At 51.8% G+C, this 20933-nt stretch carries 18 protein-coding genes; 9 read left to right on the top strand and 9 right to left on the bottom strand.

Features of this window, described 5'->3' with window-relative positions:
• On the bottom strand, positions 1-1620 hold a 1620-nt coding region (ettA, locus tag A0129_RS11045), incomplete at its 3' end, for an energy-dependent translational throttle protein EttA (protein WP_291714955.1).
• Between the two features lie 38 nt (positions 1621-1658).
• On the bottom strand, positions 1659-2801 hold the full coding sequence (locus A0129_RS11040) for an FAD-dependent oxidoreductase (protein WP_291714953.1): 1143 nt from the start codon (positions 2799-2801) through the stop codon (positions 1659-1661).
• A 261-nt stretch (positions 2802-3062) separates the two neighbouring features.
• Here A0129_RS11040 and bamE point away from each other — a divergent pair, with 261 nt between their 5' ends.
• Positions 3063-3902, top strand: a complete 840-nt coding sequence (gene bamE / locus A0129_RS11035) for an outer membrane protein assembly factor BamE (RefSeq protein ID WP_291714951.1) — start codon at positions 3063-3065, stop codon at positions 3900-3902.
• Between the two features lie 80 nt (positions 3903-3982).
• On the opposite strand, the gene A0129_RS11030 is transcribed toward bamE, so the two are convergent.
• Both A0129_RS11030 and A0129_RS11025 read right to left on the bottom strand, forming a co-directional pair.
• The gene (locus tag A0129_RS11030; RefSeq protein WP_291714950.1) at positions 3983-5038 is read right to left on the bottom strand and encodes a trans-acting enoyl reductase family protein; all 1056 of its coding nucleotides are present in this window, start codon (positions 5036-5038) and stop codon (positions 3983-3985) included.
• 52 nt (positions 5039-5090) lie between these two features.
• On the bottom strand, positions 5091-5555 hold the full coding sequence (locus A0129_RS11025; protein WP_291714948.1) for an SRPBCC family protein: 465 nt from the start codon (positions 5553-5555) through the stop codon (positions 5091-5093).
• Positions 5556-5941: 386 nt separating this feature from the next.
• Here A0129_RS11025 and A0129_RS11020 point away from each other — a divergent pair, with 386 nt between their 5' ends.
• The 6 genes from A0129_RS11020 (at position 5942) to A0129_RS10995 (ending at position 16245) form a co-directional block, all read left to right on the top strand.
• Positions 5942-8437 carry an acyl-CoA dehydrogenase gene (locus A0129_RS11020; RefSeq protein ID WP_291714947.1) on the top strand — a complete coding sequence of 832 codons (2496 nt, stop codon included), beginning with the start codon at positions 5942-5944 and terminating at the stop codon, positions 8435-8437.
• A gap of 115 nt (positions 8438-8552) precedes the next feature.
• On the top strand, positions 8553-10352 hold the full coding sequence (locus tag A0129_RS11015; protein ID WP_291714945.1) for an MFS transporter: 1800 nt from the start codon (positions 8553-8555) through the stop codon (positions 10350-10352).
• 199 nt (positions 10353-10551) lie between these two features.
• Entirely contained in the window at positions 10552-12516 is a 1965-nt protein-coding gene (locus tag A0129_RS11010; RefSeq protein WP_291714943.1) for a PrkA family serine protein kinase, read from the top strand.
• A gap of 27 nt (positions 12517-12543) precedes the next feature.
• Positions 12544-13800 carry a YeaH/YhbH family protein gene (locus A0129_RS11005; protein ID WP_291714941.1) on the top strand — a complete coding sequence of 419 codons (1257 nt, stop codon included), beginning with the start codon at positions 12544-12546 and terminating at the stop codon, positions 13798-13800.
• 11 nt (positions 13801-13811) lie between these two features.
• The gene (locus tag A0129_RS11000) at positions 13812-15278 is read left to right on the top strand and encodes a SpoVR family protein (protein ID WP_291714939.1); all 1467 of its coding nucleotides are present in this window, start codon (positions 13812-13814) and stop codon (positions 15276-15278) included.
• Positions 15268-16245 carry an aminotransferase class I/II-fold pyridoxal phosphate-dependent enzyme gene (locus A0129_RS10995; RefSeq protein ID WP_291714937.1) on the top strand — a complete coding sequence of 326 codons (978 nt, stop codon included), beginning with the start codon at positions 15268-15270 and terminating at the stop codon, positions 16243-16245. Before A0129_RS11000 ends, A0129_RS10995 begins: the two co-directional genes overlap by 11 nt.
• Here the strand turns inward: A0129_RS10995 and A0129_RS10990 are convergent.
• From A0129_RS10990 to A0129_RS10970, 5 genes are all read right to left on the bottom strand, one after another.
• The gene (locus tag A0129_RS10990; RefSeq protein ID WP_291714935.1) at positions 16242-16709 is read right to left on the bottom strand and encodes an RDD family protein; all 468 of its coding nucleotides are present in this window, start codon (positions 16707-16709) and stop codon (positions 16242-16244) included. The genes A0129_RS10995 and A0129_RS10990 overlap by 4 nt on opposite strands.
• Positions 16710-16771: 62 nt before the next feature.
• Positions 16772-17179, bottom strand: coding sequence for a DUF3106 domain-containing protein (locus tag A0129_RS10985; RefSeq protein WP_291714933.1), 408 nt, complete (start codon positions 17177-17179; stop codon positions 16772-16774).
• Positions 17180-17198: 19 nt separating this feature from the next.
• Entirely contained in the window at positions 17199-17699 is a 501-nt protein-coding gene (locus tag A0129_RS10980; RefSeq protein ID WP_291714932.1) for a DUF3619 family protein, read from the bottom strand.
• Positions 17696-18256, bottom strand: coding sequence for an RNA polymerase sigma factor (locus A0129_RS10975; protein ID WP_008251156.1), 561 nt, complete (start codon positions 18254-18256; stop codon positions 17696-17698). Before A0129_RS10975 ends, A0129_RS10980 begins: the two co-directional genes overlap by 4 nt.
• Positions 18257-18473: 217 nt before the next feature.
• Positions 18474-18605, bottom strand: a complete 132-nt coding sequence (locus A0129_RS10970) for a hypothetical protein (protein WP_008251157.1) — start codon at positions 18603-18605, stop codon at positions 18474-18476.
• A gap of 39 nt (positions 18606-18644) precedes the next feature.
• Here A0129_RS10970 and A0129_RS10965 point away from each other — a divergent pair, with 39 nt between their 5' ends.
• Both A0129_RS10965 and ilvN read left to right on the top strand, forming a co-directional pair.
• On the top strand, positions 18645-20357 hold the full coding sequence (locus A0129_RS10965) for an acetolactate synthase 3 catalytic subunit (RefSeq protein ID WP_291714929.1): 1713 nt from the start codon (positions 18645-18647) through the stop codon (positions 20355-20357).
• A 15-nt stretch (positions 20358-20372) separates the two neighbouring features.
• A complete protein-coding gene (gene ilvN, locus A0129_RS10960; protein WP_105029844.1) occupies positions 20373-20864 on the top strand; it encodes an acetolactate synthase small subunit in 492 nt (163 codons plus the stop codon).
• Positions 20865-20933 lie beyond the last annotated feature (69 nt).

Here is a 20933-nt window from a genome sequence, read left to right as displayed (position 1 = left end):
TTCTTCACCCAGTCGCTTCACCTTGTCAGCTTCGTATTCCTGGAAGTTGCCGTCAAAGAACACCCATTGCGAATCGCCTTCACAGGAAAGAATGTGGGTGGCAATACGGTCCAGGAACCAGCGGTCGTGCGAGGTCACCAGCACAGTGCCCGCAAATTCCAGCAGCGCATCTTCCAGCGAGCGCAGTGTTTCCACGTCCAGGTCGTTTGATGGTTCGTCCAGCAGCAACACGTTACCGCCGGAAATCAGGGTTTTGGCCAAATGCAAGCGACCACGCTCACCACCGGACAAATTGCCAATCAGTTTTTGCTGGTCGCCACCCTTGAAGTTGAAACGCCCCAGATAAGCCCTTGATGGCATTTCAAATTTGCCCACGGTCAGAATGTCTGCACCATCGGCCACGCCATCGAACACTGTTTTGTCGTTGGGCAGTGAATCGCGGGCCTGGTCCACAACAGCCATGCGCACTGTTGAACCAATCTTGATCGTGCCACTCGTGGGCTGCTCTTTACCTGCAATCATCTTGAACAGGGTTGATTTACCGGCACCGTTAGGGCCGATTACACCCACAATTGCACCCGGTGGAATCTTGAAGCTGAGGTTGTCAATCAGCAAGCGGTCGCCGAAGGCTTTGCTCACATTTTCAAACTCGATCACCTCATTGCCCAAGCGCTCGGCCACGGGAATAAAAATTTCCTGTGTCTCGTTGCGCTTCTGGTATTCGTGGCTAGACAATTCTTCAAAGCGTGCAATACGCGCTTTCGATTTCGCCTGTCGTCCTTTGGGGTTTTGGCGAACCCATTCCAGTTCTTTTTTCAAGGCTTTCTGGCGTGCGCTTTCGCTGCTTTCTTCTTGCTTTAAGCGATCCTGTTTCTGGTCCAGCCAGGAACTGTAGTTGCCTTTCCATGGAATGCCAGATCCGCGGTCCAGTTCAAGAATCCACTCGGCGGCATTGTCCAAAAAGTAGCGGTCGTGGGTAACAGCCACCACAGTACCTGGGAACTTGTGCAGGAACTGCTCAAGCCAGTGCACCGATTCAGCATCCAGGTGGTTGGTGGGTTCGTCCAGCAACAACATGTCGGGCTTGCTCATCAACAGGCGACACAAAGCCACCCGGCGCTTTTCACCGCCGGAAAGCGTGCCAACTATGGCTTCCCAGGGGGGCAGGCGTAACGAATCAGCAGCAATTTCCATCAGGTGCTCTGCATCGTTACCAGCCGCTGCAATCACTGCTTCCCACTTGGCTTGTTCTTCAGCCAGTTTGTCAAAGTCCGCTTCTGGGTCGGCGTAGGCGGCGTAAATTTCCTCCAGCTTTTGCTGGGCCATGCCCAGTTCGCCCAAACCTTCTTCAACGGCTTGGCGCACGGTGTGCTCGGGGTTCAGTTCGGGTTCCTGGCTTAGGTACCCAATGTTCAAATTGGGCATGGGCACGGCTTCGCCTTCAATGTCTTTGTCGACACCCGCCATAATTTTCAGCAGTGTGGATTTGCCAGAGCCGTTCAAGCCCAGCACACCAATTTTCGCGCCGGGGAAAAAGCTCAGCGAAATATTTTTCAAAATCTGGCGCTTGGGGGGAACAATTTTCCCCACGCGGTTCATGCTGTAGACGTACTGGGCCATTCGGTTTCCAATTCAATAGGTTTAACGTTGCCGCAATTTTAAATCATCGCAGGCAGTTGGGGGGTTAAAGCTTGGCGTTCTTTGCTGGCCTCACCCAGCAATGCCATGCCCAGCAGCGCGCCATCTGCGCCTTTAAACAAGGCCTTCACGCCATTCTCGTCGGCTGTAATTTCCCACTCGCCTTCATGCTCGGGCAGGGGTGGGTTAACCACCGCAGGGCAATCGGGCGTTTTAATACTCACCGGCATTGCAGGGAATTTGATTTCAGTGGGCTTGCCAGCCAGTGTTTGTGCCATGGCTCGTGCCGCTTGCATCACGGGCATAATGTATGGCAATACGAACTTGCCCAGGTATTCTGCACAATCACCCAAGGCATAAATGTTGTTGTTGCTGGTTTGGCCAAGGCTGTTTACCACGATGCCGCGCGCCACGGTAATGCCAGCATTTTTAGCCAGTTCAGTGCGTGGCTTTAAACCAACCGCGGACAACACCAAATCTGCTTGGGTTGTTTCGCCATTGGAATCCGTCAGTGTGTAGCCAGCCCCGCTCTTCACGATGCTGTTTACGGTACGCCCCAGTTTCCAGCTCACGCCTTTTTCGGCCAGTTTGTTTTGCATGAAGGTGCTGGCTTGTTCGGGCAAAAGGCGGGCCAGGGGACGGTCAGCCAAGTCAAACACAGTGGTGTGAATGTCAGCCTTCAGCAAATCGTTGGCAAATTCGCAACCGATCAGGCCTGCACCCAACACGGCCACTTCTTTCTTGCCTTCCAGCAGTTTTCGAAATTCTGCATAATCATTCAAGTCATTCACGCTAATCACGTCGCCTGCGCCATCGCCTTCAATCGGCAGTTTGATGGTGTCGGCACCCAGAGCCAATACCAAGTTGTCGTAGCTGAACTCGCCTGCGCTGCTTGTCAGTCTGCGCGATTCAGAATCCACCGCGCTCACTGTGGCGTTGGGCACCAGTTCAACTTTCTGTTGTTCGGCAAATTTTGCAGCAGGCGTCATCACCAGGCTCTCGGCTGTTTTGCCACTGGCCAATGCATTGCTGAGCATGGGCTTGGAGTAGAAGTCACCGCTGTCAGCAGTAATCAAGCGAATTTGAGCCTCGGGATCTGCTTTGCGAAGTTCCCGAACCAATGTCCATGCGGCCACGCCGCTGCCAATGATGGTGGTGTTCATAGTGTTAATCCTGTGTGTTGCTCGTGAAGCTTAATAGTCAATTACTATAGACGTTGATTTTTAATCACGCATTGCTATCGTAAACGTTGAGTACTGGCATTGTAAGCGCAATCCAAATGTATACGGGTGTTTACCAAATAGAGTGGCATTGGTTAAGATGCGCGTAGACATTCGGTTTTCGAGCCCCTTTCTCAGTTAGGCTTGCTACATTCCATTATTATCAGACGACTTCTACACAATACACATCAAAGGGAGACAACTTTGAGTACATTTGATCGCATCGGCACTTCTCGTATTATCAAAACCGCGGCCTTGGCTTTGTCAGTGACTGTTTTGGCCGCTTGCGGATCAATTACAGGTATCAAAGATATTCCCGAGTACCTCGACTCTGATTTTGAGCATGTTGGTCCGCGTGATTTCATCACCAATATCGATCTGGCCCGCATCAAGCTGGGCATGTCGCCGCTTCAGGTTCAAAACCGATTGGGCATGCCCATGCTGAGCGCGAAAGACCAAGACGATCGCTGGGACTATGTGCTGAAAAAAGGTCAGGGCGCCAGCGAAGAGTTTGTGCCCTATGCTGTTTACTTCAAAGATCAAAAAGTGGTGCGTTTGGCGCCATTGACTCCACCGCCTGCACCCGTGGCTGATGCACCTGTCGAGGCACCTGCGGTGGATGCCTCTGCGGTTGTTGCACCAGAAGCCAGCGCTGGCGAGGTGATGGCCCCCGAGCCCAGTTTGGCTGTGGGTGCTGATGTGGGTGACGCTGCTGCGATTAACGACATGTTGAGCAACTGGGCTGCCGCCTGGTCGTCTAAAGATGCGAATGGATATCTCGGTTTTTATGCAGATACCTTTGAGCATGGAAAGAAATCCCGCGCTGCTTGGGAAAGCCAGCGTCGTGCGCGTTTGTCCGACAAGGAAACCATCTCGGTTAGCGTGTCCGATGTTCAAATTGATGTTCAGTCCGAGGCCTTGGCCACAGTCAAGTTCAAACAAGACTATTCATCGAACCGCTACAACGACTCCGGCATCAAGGTACTGACCTTGTCCAAGGCCAGCGGTGCCTGGAAAATTCAACGCGAAGAATTTCAGAAGTAATTCTTTCTGACCGCGAAAGCACAAAACCCCTTGTGGCTCTACGCTGCAAGGGGTTTTGTTTTAATACAGGCTGCTTGGGGTTATTGCTCGAAAATCTGGATCTTTCCGCAACCATCCAAACGTTCTACCAAATCGCTGCCCATCAGTTTTGAAGGTGTGTAGGCGCCACCGGCCACGTTCTTCTCCATCAAGATGAAGCTGGCCACGGCCAGTGATCCCATGACGGTCAAAGAATATCCATTGGCAGTTTTTACCCGGGCAACCACCTTTTTACCTTCGGCATTCGTGGCCTCACCCCACACATACGCAGGCATTTTCGCGCGTTGTTCTTCGTTGGGGCCTTCTACTTTCCCAGCCTGTTTTTTCAGAATTCCCTGAACCAGAGACATGCCCAGAATAGGGCGGGCCAGGTTTGCAGCACGCATCATCCGCACCGATTTTGGTGACGACGGGATGTACACCTCAATGTTGCGAATGCCGGTACTGTGAAATGCAGTAGACACATCACCCCACGGAATGGTGACAGCAAACTTGGTGCCGTTGCCAAAATTGATTTCACGAGTGTTGTAGCCCAAACCAACGGCCTTGATTTCACCGTCTTCACGAATGCGGCCACCCAGCTTCATGGCCTCGACGGTGGTTTTCGCAGTGCCGGCAGACAAGCCACTGCGGGAATCAAAACCAAGCGCCAAGTGTGTGGCATCTGGCAACAACTCGTGCAGGCGGGCAGCAACGCAATCTGTTGGAATCACATCGAAGCCCACACCCGGGCACAGCACAATTTTTTGTTTGCGTGCTTTGCCACTCAGTGATTGAGCAAGTTCGAACACCGAAATTTCACCCGTGATGTCAAGGTAGTGTGTTTTGGTTTGCAGACAAGCCATCATCATCGGCTCGGCTGTCTCCGAAAAGGGACCAGCGCAATGCAAAACCAGGTCAACTTCATTCAACCCTTCAAGCAAGGCGGTCTCGTCATTCAACGAAAAAACTCTGCTGGGCAGGCTCAGCTTGTTGGCCAACGCCGTCACTGCGGCCTCGTTGCGGCCAGCCAAAATGGGCCGCATGCCGCGTTTGGCCGCTTCGCGTGCAATCATTTCACCGGTGTAACCATTGGCACCGTAGATCATCCAGGGCATTGCGTCTCCTAAAGCGCTTGGAGCCCTCCAAAGGGCTCCCTCATTGTTTTGTTCAAGATTCCAGTTTGGCTTTCACGCGATCCAGAAATGTTCCAACCTGTGCATCGAATTCCGACTTCACGATACCTTCGGCAATCCCCTTCATTAGACGGGGCACCGGCATTTCGAACTCGCCAGTGGAGCGGAACGAGATTGTACATGCCTTGGGGCCGTCTTCCTTAATGACCCAGCCGCCTGCAACAGTGGCATTGCCTTCACCTGGAACCGGGTTCCAGTCAATTTTCGATTTTCCATCGTTGGTGTACTTCACCGCATATTTCACTTGGTGTGAAATGCCCGCGGCACCAATTTTTGCCATTTCCCAGCGCCACACTGCATCGCCAAGGTCAACTATTTTGTCCAGTTTGGGAAACAAAGCCACGGTGTCGGCGACATCTGCCAATTGGTCAAACGCTTTTTTGGCACTGCATGCCACTTTGAACGATTTTTCGATTTTTACATTCACGTTAACTGCCATATGTCCCTCACTTTTTTTGTGGATGTTGTACTGCATGGGTTGAAGTGTATCGGTTAATTGGCGCGCTTGTTAGCCCGATGAGGCAACTGCGTGGCGCTTGATTGGGGGCTTGTGAAATCTCGTCAAATACCTGCTTTGACTGAAATCATCTGTGTTGCGTCGCACTTAATCTGTGATTCTTCCAAATCCTTGCGTGCACTGCTTCTTCGTCGGGCTTCATTGAAATTATGTTGCGGTGCAATGTAAATCATTGATTTTTTTCGAATTGAGGCTCTAGAAAAGTCGCTGTTTTTTTGGTGCAATGAGGTTGACAGTTGTTCACTGAAAGCGCATGTTACGCCTCAGTAACTTTGAAGTAACTTTGATGACATTCAAGGGGTATAAACATGTCAAATTCACTTTTCGCCGTTTTTTCAGCAGTTGTGCTGATCGGCCTCGTGTACAGCGGTGCAAACCTGCTGACCTTCACCGCCGCCATTGGTGCGGCTGCTCTGGGTTTCTATGCCTTGGGTGGTCTCGGTGAGTTGGGCCTCATTGTGTTTGCCGCAATTTACCTGCCGATCGCTGTGGTACTTAACGTGCCCGGCCTGCGCCGTGGCGTGTTGACCGCACCAATCTTCAAGGCCTTCAGCAAGGCCCTGCCAGCCATGAGTCCAACTGAAAAGGATGCGCTTGAGGCAGGTGACACTTGGTGGGAAGCCGAAATGTTTGGTGGCAAGCCTGACTGGTCAAAGTTGATGAATGTGAAGTACACCGAGCTGACAGCCGATGAAAAGTCTTTTCTAGAAAACGAGACCGAAGAACTGTGCAAAATGCTCGACGACTGGAAAATCACCTTCGAGCTGAAAGACCTGCCTCAAGAAGTGTGGGATTTCATGGGCAAGAAGAAGTTCTTCGCCATGTTGATCGCCAAAGAACATGGCGGTTTGGGTTTCTCTCCCTACGCACAAAGCTGCGTGGTTGCGAAAATTGCGACCCGCTCCCTGACAGCGTCAGTGACCGTGATGGTTCCCAACTCCTTGGGCCCAGGCGAACTGATCATGCACTACGGCACGCAAGAACAGAAAGACTATTGGTTGCCTCGCTTGGTAGACGGCCGTGAAATTCCATGTTTCGGCTTGACCGGTCCTGAAGTCGGCTCTGACGCATCCGCAATCCCTGACACCGGCGTGGTTGTCAAGCGCGTGGTAAACGGGAAAGAAGAGTTGGGCATCGTATTGAATTTCAGCAAGCGCTATATCACCTTGGCACCCGTGGCCACTGTGGTTGGTTTGGCATTCAAGCTGAAAGATCCAGAAGGTTTGTTGGGCGACAAAAACAAGGTCGACTACGGTATTACCTGCGCCTTGCTGCCAGCCGACACACCCAATGTACAAATTGGCCGCCGCCACTTCCCGGGCGCGGTGTTCATGAACGGCCCCATCATCGGTAACGACGTTTACATTCCGCTGACTTCCATCATTGGTGGCCGAGAAATGGCCGGCAAGGGTTGGAGAATGCTGGTTGAATGTTTGTCAGCAGGCCGTGGTATTTCATTGCCAGCGCTGTCTGCTGCTTCCGGTTGGGGCATGTACCTGGCCACTGGCGCCTACGCCCGAATTCGTCGCCAATTCAAAATGCCAATTGGTCGTTTTGAAGGCGTTCAGGAGGCAACCGGCAAAATCGGTGGCTTGACCTACAAACTGGAAGCGTCACGCGTGTTGACAGCAACAGCTTGTGCTGAATGTGCACCGTCCGTTGTCACCGCCATGATGAAGTACCACATGACTGAAATGATGCGAGAAATCATTCTACGCTCCATGGACGTACACGGTGGTCGTACGGTAATTCTTGGCCCACGCAACTACCTGGGTCAGGCTTACCAAGCCATGCCAGTTGCCATTACTGTTGAAGGCGCGAACATCATGACGCGTAACCTGATCGTATTTGGTCAGGGTGCAATCCGTTGTCATCCCTGGGTGCTGAAAGAAATGCAGGCAGCCCAAAACCCGAACAAAGAAGAGGGTCTGCGTGATTTCGACACCGCTTTCTTTGGTCACTTGGGTCACATTTTCAACCGTGCCATGCGTGCTCTGGTGTTGGGCCTGACCGGCAACCGTTTGGCGAAAAGCCCCGTGAGCGGCCCAATGGCTGATTATGCAAAAGCCATTGAGCGTCGCTCTGCCGCCCTGGCATTCACAGCCGACGTGGCCATGGGTGTATTGGGCGGTGAACTGAAGCGCCGCGAGCGTTTGTCGGCCCGTTTGGGTGACGTGCTCAGCCACCTGTACATGGCCACAGCCGTGCTGAAGTACTTTGAAACCAATGGCCGTTTGGCCGATGAACTGCCACACGCGCAGTGGGCGATTGAAGACTCCTTGTTTGAAATCGACAAGGCATTGACCGAGTTCAACCGCAACTTCCCCAACAAAGCCGTTGGCAAGCTGCTGAACTTCGTGGCCTATCCATTGGGCATGGGCAAAACCAAAGGCCCTAGCGACAAGGTGAACGCCGAAGTGGCAGAACTCCTGATGACTCGCAATGCTTTCGCAAATCGCTTGCTCGACAAAGTGTTTGTAGGCGAAGGCTTGTCCGACCCAACTGGTCGCATTCTGGAGGCTGCCGACAAACTGTTGTCCATCGAGCCCGGTTACAGCAACTTCCTGAAGGCGGTGTCATCAGGCAAGGTGGTGGGAGAAGGTCTGGAAGCCCAGTTGAAAGACGCTGTGGCCAAGAACCTGATCAGCCCCGATCTGGCCCAAGGTATTCGCGAGTACGAACCAATTCGTTTCGATGCGATCCTGACCGACGACTTCAGCAAAGACTACTTGCGTACCAACGGTCAAATTCCTGACGAGATCATTGAAGCCAAGCCAGTCACGGAGTACAAGGCAGCTGCTTGATTTTAAAGGGCAAGTTTTCTCGCTATATTTTGTTGTAGCGAAAACATCGAAAGGCCTCGCGAAAGCGGGGCCTTTTTTGTTACTCGTTCAGAATTTTTTGCGCTATGCTGAATACATGGCAATTGAATTGATTCGTGACAATCGTTTTGGCGCATTCTTCTGGACGCAGTTTCTCGGCGCGTTCAACGACAACCTTTTGAAATTCGCGGTTACGCTTGCAGTCACCTACAACGATGCACTTCGCGGCAGTTTTTCGCCCGGTTTGCTCATCAATCTGATTGCGGCACTGTTCATTCTCCCCTTTGTCATTTTCTCCGCCACCAGCGGACAACTTGCCGACAAATTCGATAAAACCAAAGTCATGCGATTGGCCAAATGGCTTGAGCCACCCATCGTGCTGATCACCGCTGCTGGCTTTTTATTGAATTCCGTTGAACTGCTCATCCTTGGTGTATTTTTGCTGGGTACCCAATCTGCATTTTTTGGTCCCGCAAAATACGCTTATTTGCCCGAACAACTCAAGTCAAGCGAGCTGGTCATGGGCAACGCCTTGGTCGAGTCCGCAACATTCATGGCCATTTTGCTGGGGACAATCGCTGCCGGTAGTTTGATGAGCCAAGAGGCCGGCGATGTCGCTGTTTACATCGTGTGCGGGTTTGGTTTTGTGGTGGCCTTGTTGGGCGTATACCAAGCGCAGCGTATGCCTTTGACTCCGTCCCATTCGCCCGACCTGAAGGTGAATTGGAACTTGTTTACGGAAACATGGCGCAATGTCAGTTTCGCAACCAATTTACCCAAAGTCTGGCCAGCCTTGCTTGGAATTTCCTGGCTTTGGTTTGTGGGGGCAACCTATTTGACCCAGTTCCCGCTGTTGTCGAAAACCCTGCTCAATGCCAGCCCGGGTGTGGCCACTGTGCTGCTTTTCGCGTTTACCGTTGGGTTGGGTATTGGCGCATTTTTGTGCGAAAAATGGTCTCGAAAGCGCATCGAAATGGGTTTGGTGTTGTGGGGCCTGGTCGTGATGATTCTGGCTGGTGTATTGCTGCATGGTGTGCTGGTGACCTATCAAACCAATCCGGATCAACAAACTGTGGTCGAATTTTTTAGTCAACTGAACAACCTGGCCGTGCTCGGGCTATTTGTATTGATCAGTGTTGGCGTGGGTTTGTACAGCGTTCCCCTGTACGCCACCATGCAAGCCTTTGCGCCCAAAGAAAGCCGCTCGCGGGTGGTGTCGGCCAACAACATCATCAATTCTTTTTTCATGGTGGTTTCCGCCGGGTTCGCCATCGCCATTTTGCTGGCCATGAAAGGCGAGGTGCTCTGGGTGTTCACCGCAGTCACTGCCATCAATGTGGTGGTTTTGGGCCTGTGGTTGTTCAAGCAACCGTATGTGGTGCTTCGCGCTCAGCTGCTGTTGAAGGTTCCGGGCAAACATTTGCCACGTATAGAAAACATGGATCATCTGGGCGATTCGGGTGGCAACCTTATTGTGTTCCCAACCTTGCTTCATGAAAATTATCTGCAGCGCATGGCGGGTTTGCCCATTGAAATGACAGTTGTGCTTTCTGGGCGGTTAAAACAATCCAGGTTTGTGAATCGTTTGCGTAAACACGGCTTTGTGCTCGAGTTCAGCAAGCTCTCTGAAATTGATACTCAAAAGGAATTAATCAAGGCGATCGCGTCACATATTCAACAGGGCAAGTCGATCGCCATCGACAAACCCATGTTTGAACTGCTGCGCAAACAGTACCGCCTTGATGACATGCCTGGCGTGTTGGCCAAAAAGGGCGTGGTCATGAATGTGCTGGAGTTTATGGAAGAGCAAGTGCAACAAAAAGTTCAGAAAAGTGCAATTTCTCAAACAGTCTGGCGTCTAAACAAAAGAGAGGCTTTAACCGCTTCAGGGGTTTGATGGCCCAGTCGATCAGGAGATAGTGGTAACGACAAAGTGAAAAGGAAAGTGTTGCAAGCACCAAAACAGCACAAAAATGTAAACAAACAAGCTGGCCTGTTTTTTGCAACTTTTTCGAGAGATGAAAGTGAACGCTTTGGGCGCGAAATAGGTTCACGGCCGAAGCAAAAGGCAAAGAAGCGTTGTGCAGGAGGACATCATGAACACAGAGCTTGAACCGCGTGATTTGAATTCCAGCGATTCTGACATTTTCGGTCAGTTTCAGTCTCGTTTTGCAGCTTTGCAGCAAACCGAGATGAGCCTCGAAGAATACCTCGATCTGTGCAAAGCCGACCCCCTCACATACGCCAGCGCGGCTGAGCGCATGCTGCATGCCATTGGCGAACCCGAAGTCATCAACACCCGTCACGATCCTCGTTTGTCTCGTATTTTCGCCAACCGGGTGGTGCGCCGTTATCCGTCGTTCAAAGAGTTCTACGGCATGGAGGAGGTGATTGAAAACATCGTCGCCTATTTCCGCCATGCCGCCCAGGGTCTTGAAGAACGCAAACAGGTGCTTTATCTGTTAGGCCCTGTGGGCAGTGCAAAATCTTCCTTGGCTGAACGCCTAAAAGCCTTGATGGAGCAGCAACCCATCTACGCCTTGAAAGGTTCGCCTATTAACGAATCTCCATTGGGTTTATTCGATCCAGCACAGTTTGGCGCCTCGCTTGAAGACAAGTATGGCATTCCTCGCCGTTATTTGACCGGGATTGCCAGCCCTTGGGCCACCAAGCGCCTGGCTGAATTTGGTGGCGATCTGCGCAAGTTCCGGGTGGTTCGCTTGATGCCGTCCACCTTGAATCAAATTGCCATTGCAAAAACCGAACCCGGCGACGAAAACAATCAGGATATTTCAGCACTGGTGGGCAAGGTCGACATTCGCATGTTGAACCAGTTCAGCCAGGACGATCCCGATGCCTACAGTTTCAGTGGAGGCCTATGCCTGGCCAACCAGGGTTTGCTTGAATTTGTTGAAATGTTCAAGGCACCCATCAAAATGCTGCATCCCTTGCTCACCGCCACGCAAGAACGCAACTTCAAGGGCACAGAAGGTTTCGGTTCGATTCCTTTTGACGGCATTATTTTGGCGCACAGCAACGAGTCGGAATGGCAACAGTTCCGCAACAACAAAACTAATGAAGCGTTTCTGGACCGCGTTTACATCGTGAAGGTGCCTTACTGCCTTCGTGTATCCGAAGAAGTGAAGATTTACGAGAAATTGTTGGAGAATTCTTCGCTGAACAAGGCACCATGCGCACCCGGAACGCTGAACATGATGGCGCAGTTCAGTGTACTGACTCGTTTGAAAGAGCCTGCCAACAGCAATCTGTTCAGCAAAATGCGTGTGTACGACGGTGAAAACCTGAAAGACGTCGACCCCCATGCCAAGCCGATACAGGAGTATCGTGACCAGTCCGGACCCGACGAGGGTATGAATGGCTCATCCACCCGTTGGGCTTACAAAGTGCTGTCCAAAGTGTTCAACTTCGACCACCATGAGGTGGCAGCCAATCCAGTGCATTTGTTGTACGTGCTTGAACAACAAGTGATTAAAGACAACTTGCCCGAGGAGCAAACCCGCAAATACCTTGATTTCATCAAGAGCTACCTGACTCCCAAGTACGCTGAATTTGTCGCCAAGGAAATTCAGACCGCTTATTTGGAAAGCTACAGCGAGTATGGACAAAACCTCTTCGAGCGTTACATACAGTTTGCTGACAAATGGATTCAGAACGAGGAGTTCCGTGACCCGGCCACTGGACAAATTTTCGATCGGGACTCGCTGAACGAAGAGCTGAATCGCATAGAAAAGCCCGCAGGCATCGCCAATCCGAAGGACTTCCGCAATGAGGTAGTCAACTTTGTATTGCGGGCTCAGGCCAGCAATTCCGGCACCATGCCCGCGTGGACCAGCTACGAAAAATTACGTGAAGTGATCGAGCGCAGTATGTTTTCGAAAACCGAGGATTTGCTGCCTGTTATTTCTTTCGATCACAAAGGCTCGAAGGAAAGCCAGGAAAAGCACGAGAACTTTGTGGATCGAATGGTGGCCAAGGGCTACACCGAAAAACAGGTTCGTTTGTTGGTGGAATGGCATTTGCGCGTGAAAAAGGCGTCCTGATCACGCAAAACGCATAGGGAGTTTGCCATGGGCGATTCAACCATTATTGATCGCAGGCTCAACGGCAAAAACAGAAGCTTGCCTAACCGCGAGCGCTTTATTCGGCGTTACAAAACGCAGCTGAAAAAAGCGGTCGCGGACGTGGCAGGTGAGTCGTCAATTTCTGACGTCAGCGGCGATGGGCGTGTGAAAGTGCGTATTCCCACCCGCGAAGTGTCTGAACCGACCTTTATTTTTGGCCAGGGTGGTGATGTCGAGCATGTAGTTCCAGGTAATCGCGATTTCGTTCCGGGCGACCGCATACCACGACCCGGTGGCGGTGGCGAAGGGCAGGGTGGTGGAAAGCCCGGCAAGGGCGAGGGTGAGGACGGATTCACCTTTGTGTTGTCCCGCGAAGAATTCCTGAATCTGTATTTCGACGATCTTGAATTGCCAGAACTGCTGAAACGGGAAATTTCATCGGTTAAGCGGATGAAAAGCCGAAATGCGGGTTACTCCCGCACGGGCGCACCTACCTCGCTATCGGTGCTTCGAACCATGAAGGCCTCGCTCATGCGTCGCGTCGCGCTCGAGCCCAGGGGCGATGATGAGGACGATGACGAGGACGAGAAAGGGCAGCTTGATCTTCTCGAGGATGTGAAGAAGAAGCCCTATGTGCCTTTTCTTGACGAAGTCGACCTGCGCTACCGCAACCGCGTCACCTACCCCGAGCCTTCCACCAACGCGGTGATTTTCTGCCTGATGGATGTCTCTGCTTCAATGGATGAGGCCAAGAAAGACCTGGCCAAACGGTTTTACACACTGCTTTACCTGTTCCTCACTCGCAAGTACGAGGAAGTGAAGCTGGTTTTTATTCGTCACACCGATGAAGCGGAGGAGGTCAGCGAGGAAGACTTCTTCTATGGCAAAAAAAGTGGGGGTACGGAAATCATGCCCGCCATGGAGTTAATGCATCACATCATCGAGACGCGCTATCCGGGCAGTGCGTGGAATGTTTACGTTGCACAAGCCTCGGATGGCGACGCAACCTCCCGTGATGCCCGGGCCAGCGCGGAGTACCTCTCTTCCAAAATCATGCCGCATGTGCGTTACTACGCTTACGTCGAAACCATGCCAACACCCATGTTCGGCATGGCCCGTGCGTCGGACCTATGGGAGAGTTTTGAGCGGCTCGAAGACAGCTTCGCCGGTCACTTTGCCATGCGCAAGTTGTTTAACCGTCGTGACATTTACCCCGTGTTTCGTGGTTTGTTTGAGAAGAAAGAAGTCGCCTTTGGGCGCTAGGAGTAGCAACAATGGCCCAGCAACTTGACCTTGCCGGCAATGAGTGGACATTTGATCTGCTGCGTGACATTGACACGCAGCTTCACGACATTGCAGCCAACAAATACAAACTTGACACCTTTCCCAATCAAATTGAAGTGATCAGTGCCGAGCAAATGCTGGATGCGTATTCCAGTGGTGCCATGCCCGTGATGTATCCACACTGGAGTTACGGCAAATCCTTTTCGGTCAACGAGCATCTCTATGAGACCGGGCAGCAAAACCTGGCCTACGAAGTGGTGATCAATTCCAACCCCTGCATTTCCTATCTCATGGAAGAGAACACCATGACCATGCAGACACTGGTGATTGCCCATGCCTGCTATGGACACAATTCCTTCTTCAAGGGCAACTACCTGTTTCGGCAATGGACCCAGGCCGATGCAATCATTGATTACCTGGTATTTGCCAAGAAATACGTCATGGAGTGCGAAGAAAAATATGGCATTGATGCGGTTGAAGAAGTGCTTGACGCTGCGCATGCCATCCAGCATTTCGGTGTGGATCGTTACAAGCGACGCTTTGAGTCCGAGGCGTCACTGAAAGTAAAGCGCGACGATCTGGCTGAAGAAAAGCGCCGCCAGTACGATGAAATCATGGCCAAGGTGTCGCCGTTCGAGGCGGCTCAAATTGAGCGTCGGCAAGACAACTACCCCCGCGAGCCTGTCGAAAACATTCTGTACTTTGTCGAGAAAGAAGCGCCCAAACTGCGCGACTGGGAACGCGAACTGGTACGCATCGTTCGCAAAATGTCTCAGTACTTTTATCCGCAAGGTCAAACCAAGGTGATGAACGAAGGTTGGGCCAGCTTTTGGCATTACACCTTGCTCAATACCCTGTACGACGAGAAACTTGTATCCGATGGATTCATGCTCGAATTTCTGACGTCTCACACCAATGTGGTGTTTCAGCCCGATTCGCGTGATGGACGCTTCAGGGCCCTGAACCCCTACGCCCTCGGTTTTGCCATTTTCAGCGACATTCGCCGCATGTGTGAAAGTCCCACTGAGGAAGACAGGCGCTGGTTCCCCGAACTGGCTGGCAGTGGCAACTGGTTAAAAGCGGTTGACTTTGCCATGCGCAATTTCAAGGATGAATCATTCATCCGCCAGTTTTTGTCCCCCAAGGTCATTCGAGACTTCCGTTTGTTTGCAATCGCAGATCACAAAACTGAAAGCGAACTGTTTATCGATGCCATTCACAACGACGAGGGTTACAAGCGAATCCGCACCCTGTTGGCAAACCAGTACTCCCGGGAAAGCATGGTTCCCGACATACAAGTGACTTCCTATGCCCGCATGACCGATCGATCCCTCACGCTCACCCACATGAGCCGTCGAGGCAGACCGTTGAATATGGATGAGGCAGAGAAAACACTCGCGCAAGTGGAACGTTTGTGGGGCTTCCCTGTGCATCTGGAAACATCGGATGCGCATTGAAACCAGCGTCATTCAACAGGCCAAATTAGATCTTTCAGGTTCCGTTGCTCCTTTTGAGTTGGTCTTGCCTGACATGCCAGCTTCCGTGTGGGCCAGCCCAGAGCACCTGCGCTCACGTTTTCATCGGGAGGCAGCCCGTTTTTTTGAGTGCGAATCGGTGTTGGCGGTAACTGGTATAGAAAGCGGTATTTCAGCACTCTCGCGCTTGTTTCAGACTTGGTATGGGTCTATGAGAGTGGTTTTGGCAGAGCCCAGTTTTGACCAATGGGACAAACGTTTTCGAAGAGCCAATCACGTGGTCCTCGACTGGCCTGTTGATCTTGTACTGCAGGGCGACATTCCGGAATGCGATGTGGTGGTGCTGGGGCGCCCGGTGAATCCTACATGTCAAATGATCAGCATCCAGCAAATCAAGCCTCTCGCCAGGAGACTGCGCGCGCAGGGTGGTTGGCTTATTTTGGACGAGGCATACCTGGATTGGACCGGTGAAGATTCATATGCGTCATTTATTGAAGCCGAGCCCGCCATCGTTCTTCGTTCTGTAGCTCCTTTTTCAGGTCTGGCTGGGGCCAATCTGGCTTTTGTTTGCGGGCCCAAGGCTGTGTGTACAGCACTGCTCAATGAAGTGGGCACACAAGCTGTTTCCTCACCGCAATGGTGGCTGGCGCTGCAGTACTTTGCAGCAGAAGGCTGGCGGGCCGAACAGCTGATTCGTCTCGAAGCGTTGTGTGCTCGTTTGGAGTCACTTTGGCGAGTTCGACTGGGCGAGCATGTCAAAATTCACAAAGGTGGCTACTTTATCAGTTTTGCCCACCCCAACAACGAGCAGTGGGCTGCCGATCTCGAACACATGGGGATATTGGTGCGTATCTATCTCGCAGATGAGTGCATCCTGCGATGTGGGTCGCCAAAGTCAGAGGCAGACTGGATTCGGTTGCAGAACGCGGTGAACTTGTTGAGCGATTAGTCGTGACGCATCACTTCTTCAATGCCACGTTCGCGCGGTTTGGTTGAAACCAGCAAGGTTTTCGCCAGACGGTCTTGAGGAAACTGCCCATTCTTGTCAAAGAATGAATAAACGAAGGCAATGCCTGTTAAATTGAAAAACCAGCACAGCACATAGCGCAGTATGGCTTGAGCCACCCCAACACGCTCCCCGTTTTCCTTGACCAATCGAATATGCCAGGTTTTCATGGCAAGGGTTTGGCCCCCATGGCGCCAAAACCACACAAAATACAAGCCAAGCACGGCAAAAAACCACCACTGACGGGCCTCACGGAGGTATAAGGCATGTCGGCTTTGGGTCAGTGTATCGAAGAAGTAGCCAGCAATGAATAAAACGCCGAACAGCAGCATGCTTTCGTACAGCATGCTCGCAAATCGGCGTTTTCTGCTGGGGCTGATCAGCCCGTTGTCAATGAGTCGTTCCATTCCGGTATTTTATCGTCTGCCGATTCCACGGTATGGTCGCGGCATCCAAACAGGCTCCGGTTTTATGGTTTTTTACCCTTGAATTCATCCCGTTTTTTGGGGTCGAGGCTTTGGTAGCTGTTCCAGCTTGAATTTCGCTCACCCTGACGTTTTTCCTTCAATGCCTTGTAGTTCTCGCGCGCGGCTGCCTTTTCCCGAGGGCTTAGCTCGCTCCAGGTGCTGACCCGTTCCCGCATGATGGCCTGGCGATCCTCAGGCTCATTCTCATACTTGCGTCCGACTTTAAGCCAGCGCTCCTGTTGCGCATCGGTCATTGAATTCCAGTCGCCCTTGAGTGGGGCTAGCAACTCCTGCTGCTTGGGCGACAACTCAGACCAGTCTGTATCGGCCAGCGCGTCAGTGCTCTGGAGGGCCAGCACGAATACAAGGCCCAAAGTCCACATTCCGGAGTAAATTCGAGTCGCAACCATATCGTTCTATCCTCTTTGACTAGATCGATGTAGTGAAGTCGGCGGGCAAGGAATCCATCCACTGTTCAATTCCGTCTTCAGCTGGAATTGGGTTGTTCTTTTCCAGCTCTGTTGCGTAGTTGATGAAGCCCTTGTCAAGGTAGGCGTCCGGTGGCAGATCATCCGACAGGATGGCTGCGTCGAGATCAGCTGTTTCAGAAATACGTGCATCCGAGTTTTCCAGACCAAACTGCGCAACACCGAACGCGGCACCTGCGATAAACAACGCGCTCACGGCCATGGACAAGGCCGGACGGTTAAACCACTCTGAAACCTGCTGAAACCAACCACCGATCGAGCCGTGATTGGAATTATTCTTAATTTGCTTCGCATGACTTTGCGATCCATGTTTCTCCGAGTGGAGTTGCACGGATTTGGCAATAGCCAGATTGAGGCGGTCCTGAATGTGGGGCGGAACCTGACTCGCCGACTCATCAAGTAGCCTTTTTACTACACTTGCGGTTAGCCGATCTTCATTCATTCCCGAAACCCCTGTTGCCTCAATACCTGTGCCAATGCCTTTGTCGCTCTGGAGCAATGCGTTTTTACACTGCCTTCAGAACATCCCATGATCTCTGCCGTTTCTGCCAAGTCCATCTCTTCCCAATAACGCAAGATGAATGCCTGGCGTTGACGCTCTGGCAAATTTGCGATGGCTTCTTCGATGGCGGCCATATTCTGTGACTGTTCAATCTCGTCCTGAGCGCTCGCATTCTGAGATTCATCCTGTGCGAGAAGGTTTTCAAGCACGTCGTAGTCTTCTTCGTCTTTCTTCTGAAAACTGGAAAAAAGTGTTGTCCAGGTATTTCGGACCTTCTGGCGGCGGTGATAGTCAAGGATCGTGTTCTGCAAAATGCGGGTGAACAGCATTGGCAGCTCTTCTTTTGGCTTGTCACCGTACTTGTCGGAGAGCTTCATCATGCTTTCCTGTACCAGATCCATGGCACTTTCTTCATTTTTTACGGCAAAAAAAGCCTGTCGATAAGCCCTGTGCGACACCTCTCTCAAAAAATCCTCTAATTCTCGCGTGCTGGCCATAAATGTGTGTGTCGAGGTGGTGTCAGAGGGTTTTGGGTCGAAGCGAGAATGATTCGCAATATTTAACAATACGGCATGATATCAAAGCCACAAGCTTTTTTCTTGACCCACGGCAGGCTTCGCACTAAGATCTCGTTCTACCCTGTTTTTGTCTCTAGTTAATCAGCATACCCTTGTTGTTTTAGCGAAAGACGCGCTAGGGCGCTGAGCTTGTGGCTCAGAAGCCCATGGCCAACCTGCCCGACATAATCGGGTTGTGATCGCCAGCGCTTTGCGACATGTCCACACCCACAAGGTTGTTCATCTTCAAAAAGCCTGTGCCCCACGGCAATGCGATCCAGGACGGCATCCGACCAATGTCCCGTGGATTTTGTCAGGATTTTTTAAAATGGAATATACCGGCGCGGAAATCGTTGTCAAATGTCTGGAAGAGGAAGGCGTCAAGCACGTTTTCGGTTACCCAGGCGGAGCAGTACTCTACATTTACGATGCCATCTTCAAGCAAGACGGTTTCGAACACATTCTGGTACGTCACGAACAAGCTGCTGTACATGCAGCCGATGCCTACTCGCGTTCAAGCGACAAGGTGGGTGTCTGTCTCGTTACATCCGGCCCAGGTCTGACCAATGCTGTTACTGGCATTGCAACGGCCTACATGGATTCGATTCCTATGGTGATTTTGTCTGGTCAGGTGCCTACGCACGCGATTGGTCAAGACGCATTCCAGGAATGCGACACCGTGGGTATTACACGCCCCTGCGTCAAGCACAACTTCCTTGTGAAGGATGTGAAAGACTTGGCGCGTGTCATGAAAGAAGCGTTTTACATCGCCCGTACAGGCCGCCCAGGCCCTGTGCTGGTGGATATCCCCAAAGACATCACCATTCACAAAACCACATTTGATTATTCCGAGCCAGTCAAAATGCGCTCGTACAACCCGGTGGTCAAAGGCCATCAGGGTCAAATCAAAAAAGCCGTGCAAATGATTCTGGAGGCCGAGCGCCCCATGATCTATTCCGGCGGTGGTGTTATTTTGGGTGATGCCTCTGCTGAACTGACTCGTCTGGTGGAGTGGGTTGGTGCGCCAACCACCAATACGTTGATGGGTTTGGGTGCATTCAAGGCCAGCGACAAGAAATTCGTGGGCATGCCTGGCATGCACGGCACCTACGAGGCCAATTTGGCCATGCAAAATTGCGATGTGCTGATCGCTGTCGGCGCTCGTTTTGACGATCGTGTGATTGGTAACCCCAAGGATTTCGCGTCAATCCCGCGCAAAATCATTCACATCGACATCGACCCGTCTTCCATTTCCAAGCGCGTAAAAGTGGATGTGCCTATCGTTGGCAACATCAAAGATGTACTGGTTGATTTGATTCAGTTGCTTGAGGAAAGTGGCAAGCGTGTTGACCAGGGCAAGCTGCAGAGCTGGTGGGAGCAGGTGGAGAAGTGGCGCGGACGCAAGTGCCTAGATTACGCCAAGTCTGATGAGCTGATTAAACCTCAGTTTGTGGTTGAAAAGCTTTGGGAAGTCACCAACGGCGATGCATTCATTACATCCGACGTTGGCCAGCACCAAATGTGGGCGGCGCAATATTACAAGTTCAACAAGCCTCGTCGATGGATCAATTCCGGTGGTTTGGGCACGATGGGTGTGGGTTTGCCTTACGCCATGGGCGTCCAAATGGCCAACCCTGATGCCCAGGTGGCGTGTATTACCGGTGAAGCATCTATCCAGATGAACATCCAGGAATTGTCGACCTGTTTCCAGTATCACTTTACGCCCAAAATCGTGAACCTGAACAACCGTTACCTTGGCATGGTTCGTCAATGGCAGCAGCTGGATTACGGTTCGCGTTATTCCGAAAGCTACATGGACGCATTGCCGGACTTCGTGAAGCTTGTGGAAGCCTATGGTCACATTGGCATGCAGATCACCAAGCCATCCGATGTGGAGCCGGCGCTGCGCGAGGCTTTTGGCAAGTACAAAGACCGTTTGGTGTTCATGGACTTCATCACCGACCGCACTGAAAACGTGTGGCCCATGGTGAAAGCTGGCAAGGGTCTGTCTGAAATGCTGCTGGGTTCGGAAGAACTGTAATAGGAGATGGCAAATATGAGACACATTATTTCCGTTCTCCTCGAGAACGAACCAGGCGCGTTGTCCCGCGTGGTAGGGCTTTTCTCTGCTCGTGGCTACAACATTGAGACATTGACCGTGGCCCCTACGGAAGACGAAACTTTGTCACGCATGACAATTGTGACCGTGGGCTCCGATGACATCATTGAGCAGATCACCAAACACCTTAACCGCTTGATTGAAGTGGTCAAAGTGGTGGATCTAAGTGATGGTGCGCATATTGAACGTGAACTGATGCTGGTAAAATTGCGGGCGGTTGGCAAGGAGCGTGAGGAATTGAAGCGCACTGCGGACATTTTCCGTGGTCGAATCATTGATGTCACCGAAAAAAGCTACACCATCGAGTTGACTGGCAACAAATCCAAGCTGGATGCATTCCTGGAGTCGATTGACCGCACTGCCATTCTGGAAACTGTCCGTACGGGCAGCTCCGGCATTGGCCGGGGTGAGCGAATCCTTCGCGTTTGATGCGTGATCAAAAGCCCGGTTAACAATCCGGGCAATGAATTTAAATACCTGAATCAAAAGGAAAATGAC

It is taken from the genome of Limnobacter sp. CACIAM 66H1 (genome assembly GCF_001601825.1).
Taxonomy (GTDB): domain Bacteria; phylum Pseudomonadota; class Gammaproteobacteria; order Burkholderiales; family Burkholderiaceae_B; genus Limnobacter.
This window is presented reverse-complemented; position numbering and strand designations above follow the sequence as displayed.

What these genes read in the sequence shown, in the direction of transcription:
- A0129_RS11030 (WP_291714950.1), bottom strand. Translation starts at nt 5,038, where the DNA reads ATGCCCTGGATGATCTACGGTGCCAATGGTTACACCGGTGAAATGATT.
- A0129_RS10990 (WP_291714935.1), bottom strand. Translation starts at nt 16,709, where the DNA reads ATGGAACGACTCATTGACAACGGGCTGATCAGCCCCAGCAGAAAACGC.
- A0129_RS10965 (WP_291714929.1), top strand. Translation starts at nt 18,645, where the DNA reads ATGGAATATACCGGCGCGGAAATCGTTGTCAAATGTCTGGAAGAGGAA.
- A0129_RS10985 (WP_291714933.1), bottom strand. Translation starts at nt 17,179, where the DNA reads ATGGTTGCGACTCGAATTTACTCCGGAATGTGGACTTTGGGCCTTGTA.
- A0129_RS11015 (WP_291714945.1), top strand. Translation starts at nt 8,553, where the DNA reads ATGGCAATTGAATTGATTCGTGACAATCGTTTTGGCGCATTCTTCTGG.
- ilvN (WP_105029844.1), top strand. Translation starts at nt 20,373, where the DNA reads ATGAGACACATTATTTCCGTTCTCCTCGAGAACGAACCAGGCGCGTTG.
- A0129_RS10970 (WP_008251157.1), bottom strand. Translation starts at nt 18,605, where the DNA reads ATGCCGTCCTGGATCGCATTGCCGTGGGGCACAGGCTTTTTGAAGATG.
- A0129_RS11005 (WP_291714941.1), top strand. Translation starts at nt 12,544, where the DNA reads ATGGGCGATTCAACCATTATTGATCGCAGGCTCAACGGCAAAAACAGA.
- A0129_RS11025 (WP_291714948.1), bottom strand. Translation starts at nt 5,555, where the DNA reads ATGGCAGTTAACGTGAATGTAAAAATCGAAAAATCGTTCAAAGTGGCA.
- A0129_RS11010 (WP_291714943.1), top strand. Translation starts at nt 10,552, where the DNA reads ATGAACACAGAGCTTGAACCGCGTGATTTGAATTCCAGCGATTCTGAC.
- A0129_RS10975 (WP_008251156.1), bottom strand. Translation starts at nt 18,256, where the DNA reads ATGGCCAGCACGCGAGAATTAGAGGATTTTTTGAGAGAGGTGTCGCAC.
- A0129_RS11020 (WP_291714947.1), top strand. Translation starts at nt 5,942, where the DNA reads ATGTCAAATTCACTTTTCGCCGTTTTTTCAGCAGTTGTGCTGATCGGC.
- A0129_RS10995 (WP_291714937.1), top strand. Translation starts at nt 15,268, where the DNA reads ATGCGCATTGAAACCAGCGTCATTCAACAGGCCAAATTAGATCTTTCA.
- A0129_RS11000 (WP_291714939.1), top strand. Translation starts at nt 13,812, where the DNA reads ATGGCCCAGCAACTTGACCTTGCCGGCAATGAGTGGACATTTGATCTG.
- A0129_RS11040 (WP_291714953.1), bottom strand. Translation starts at nt 2,801, where the DNA reads ATGAACACCACCATCATTGGCAGCGGCGTGGCCGCATGGACATTGGTT.
- A0129_RS10980 (WP_291714932.1), bottom strand. Translation starts at nt 17,699, where the DNA reads ATGAATGAAGATCGGCTAACCGCAAGTGTAGTAAAAAGGCTACTTGAT.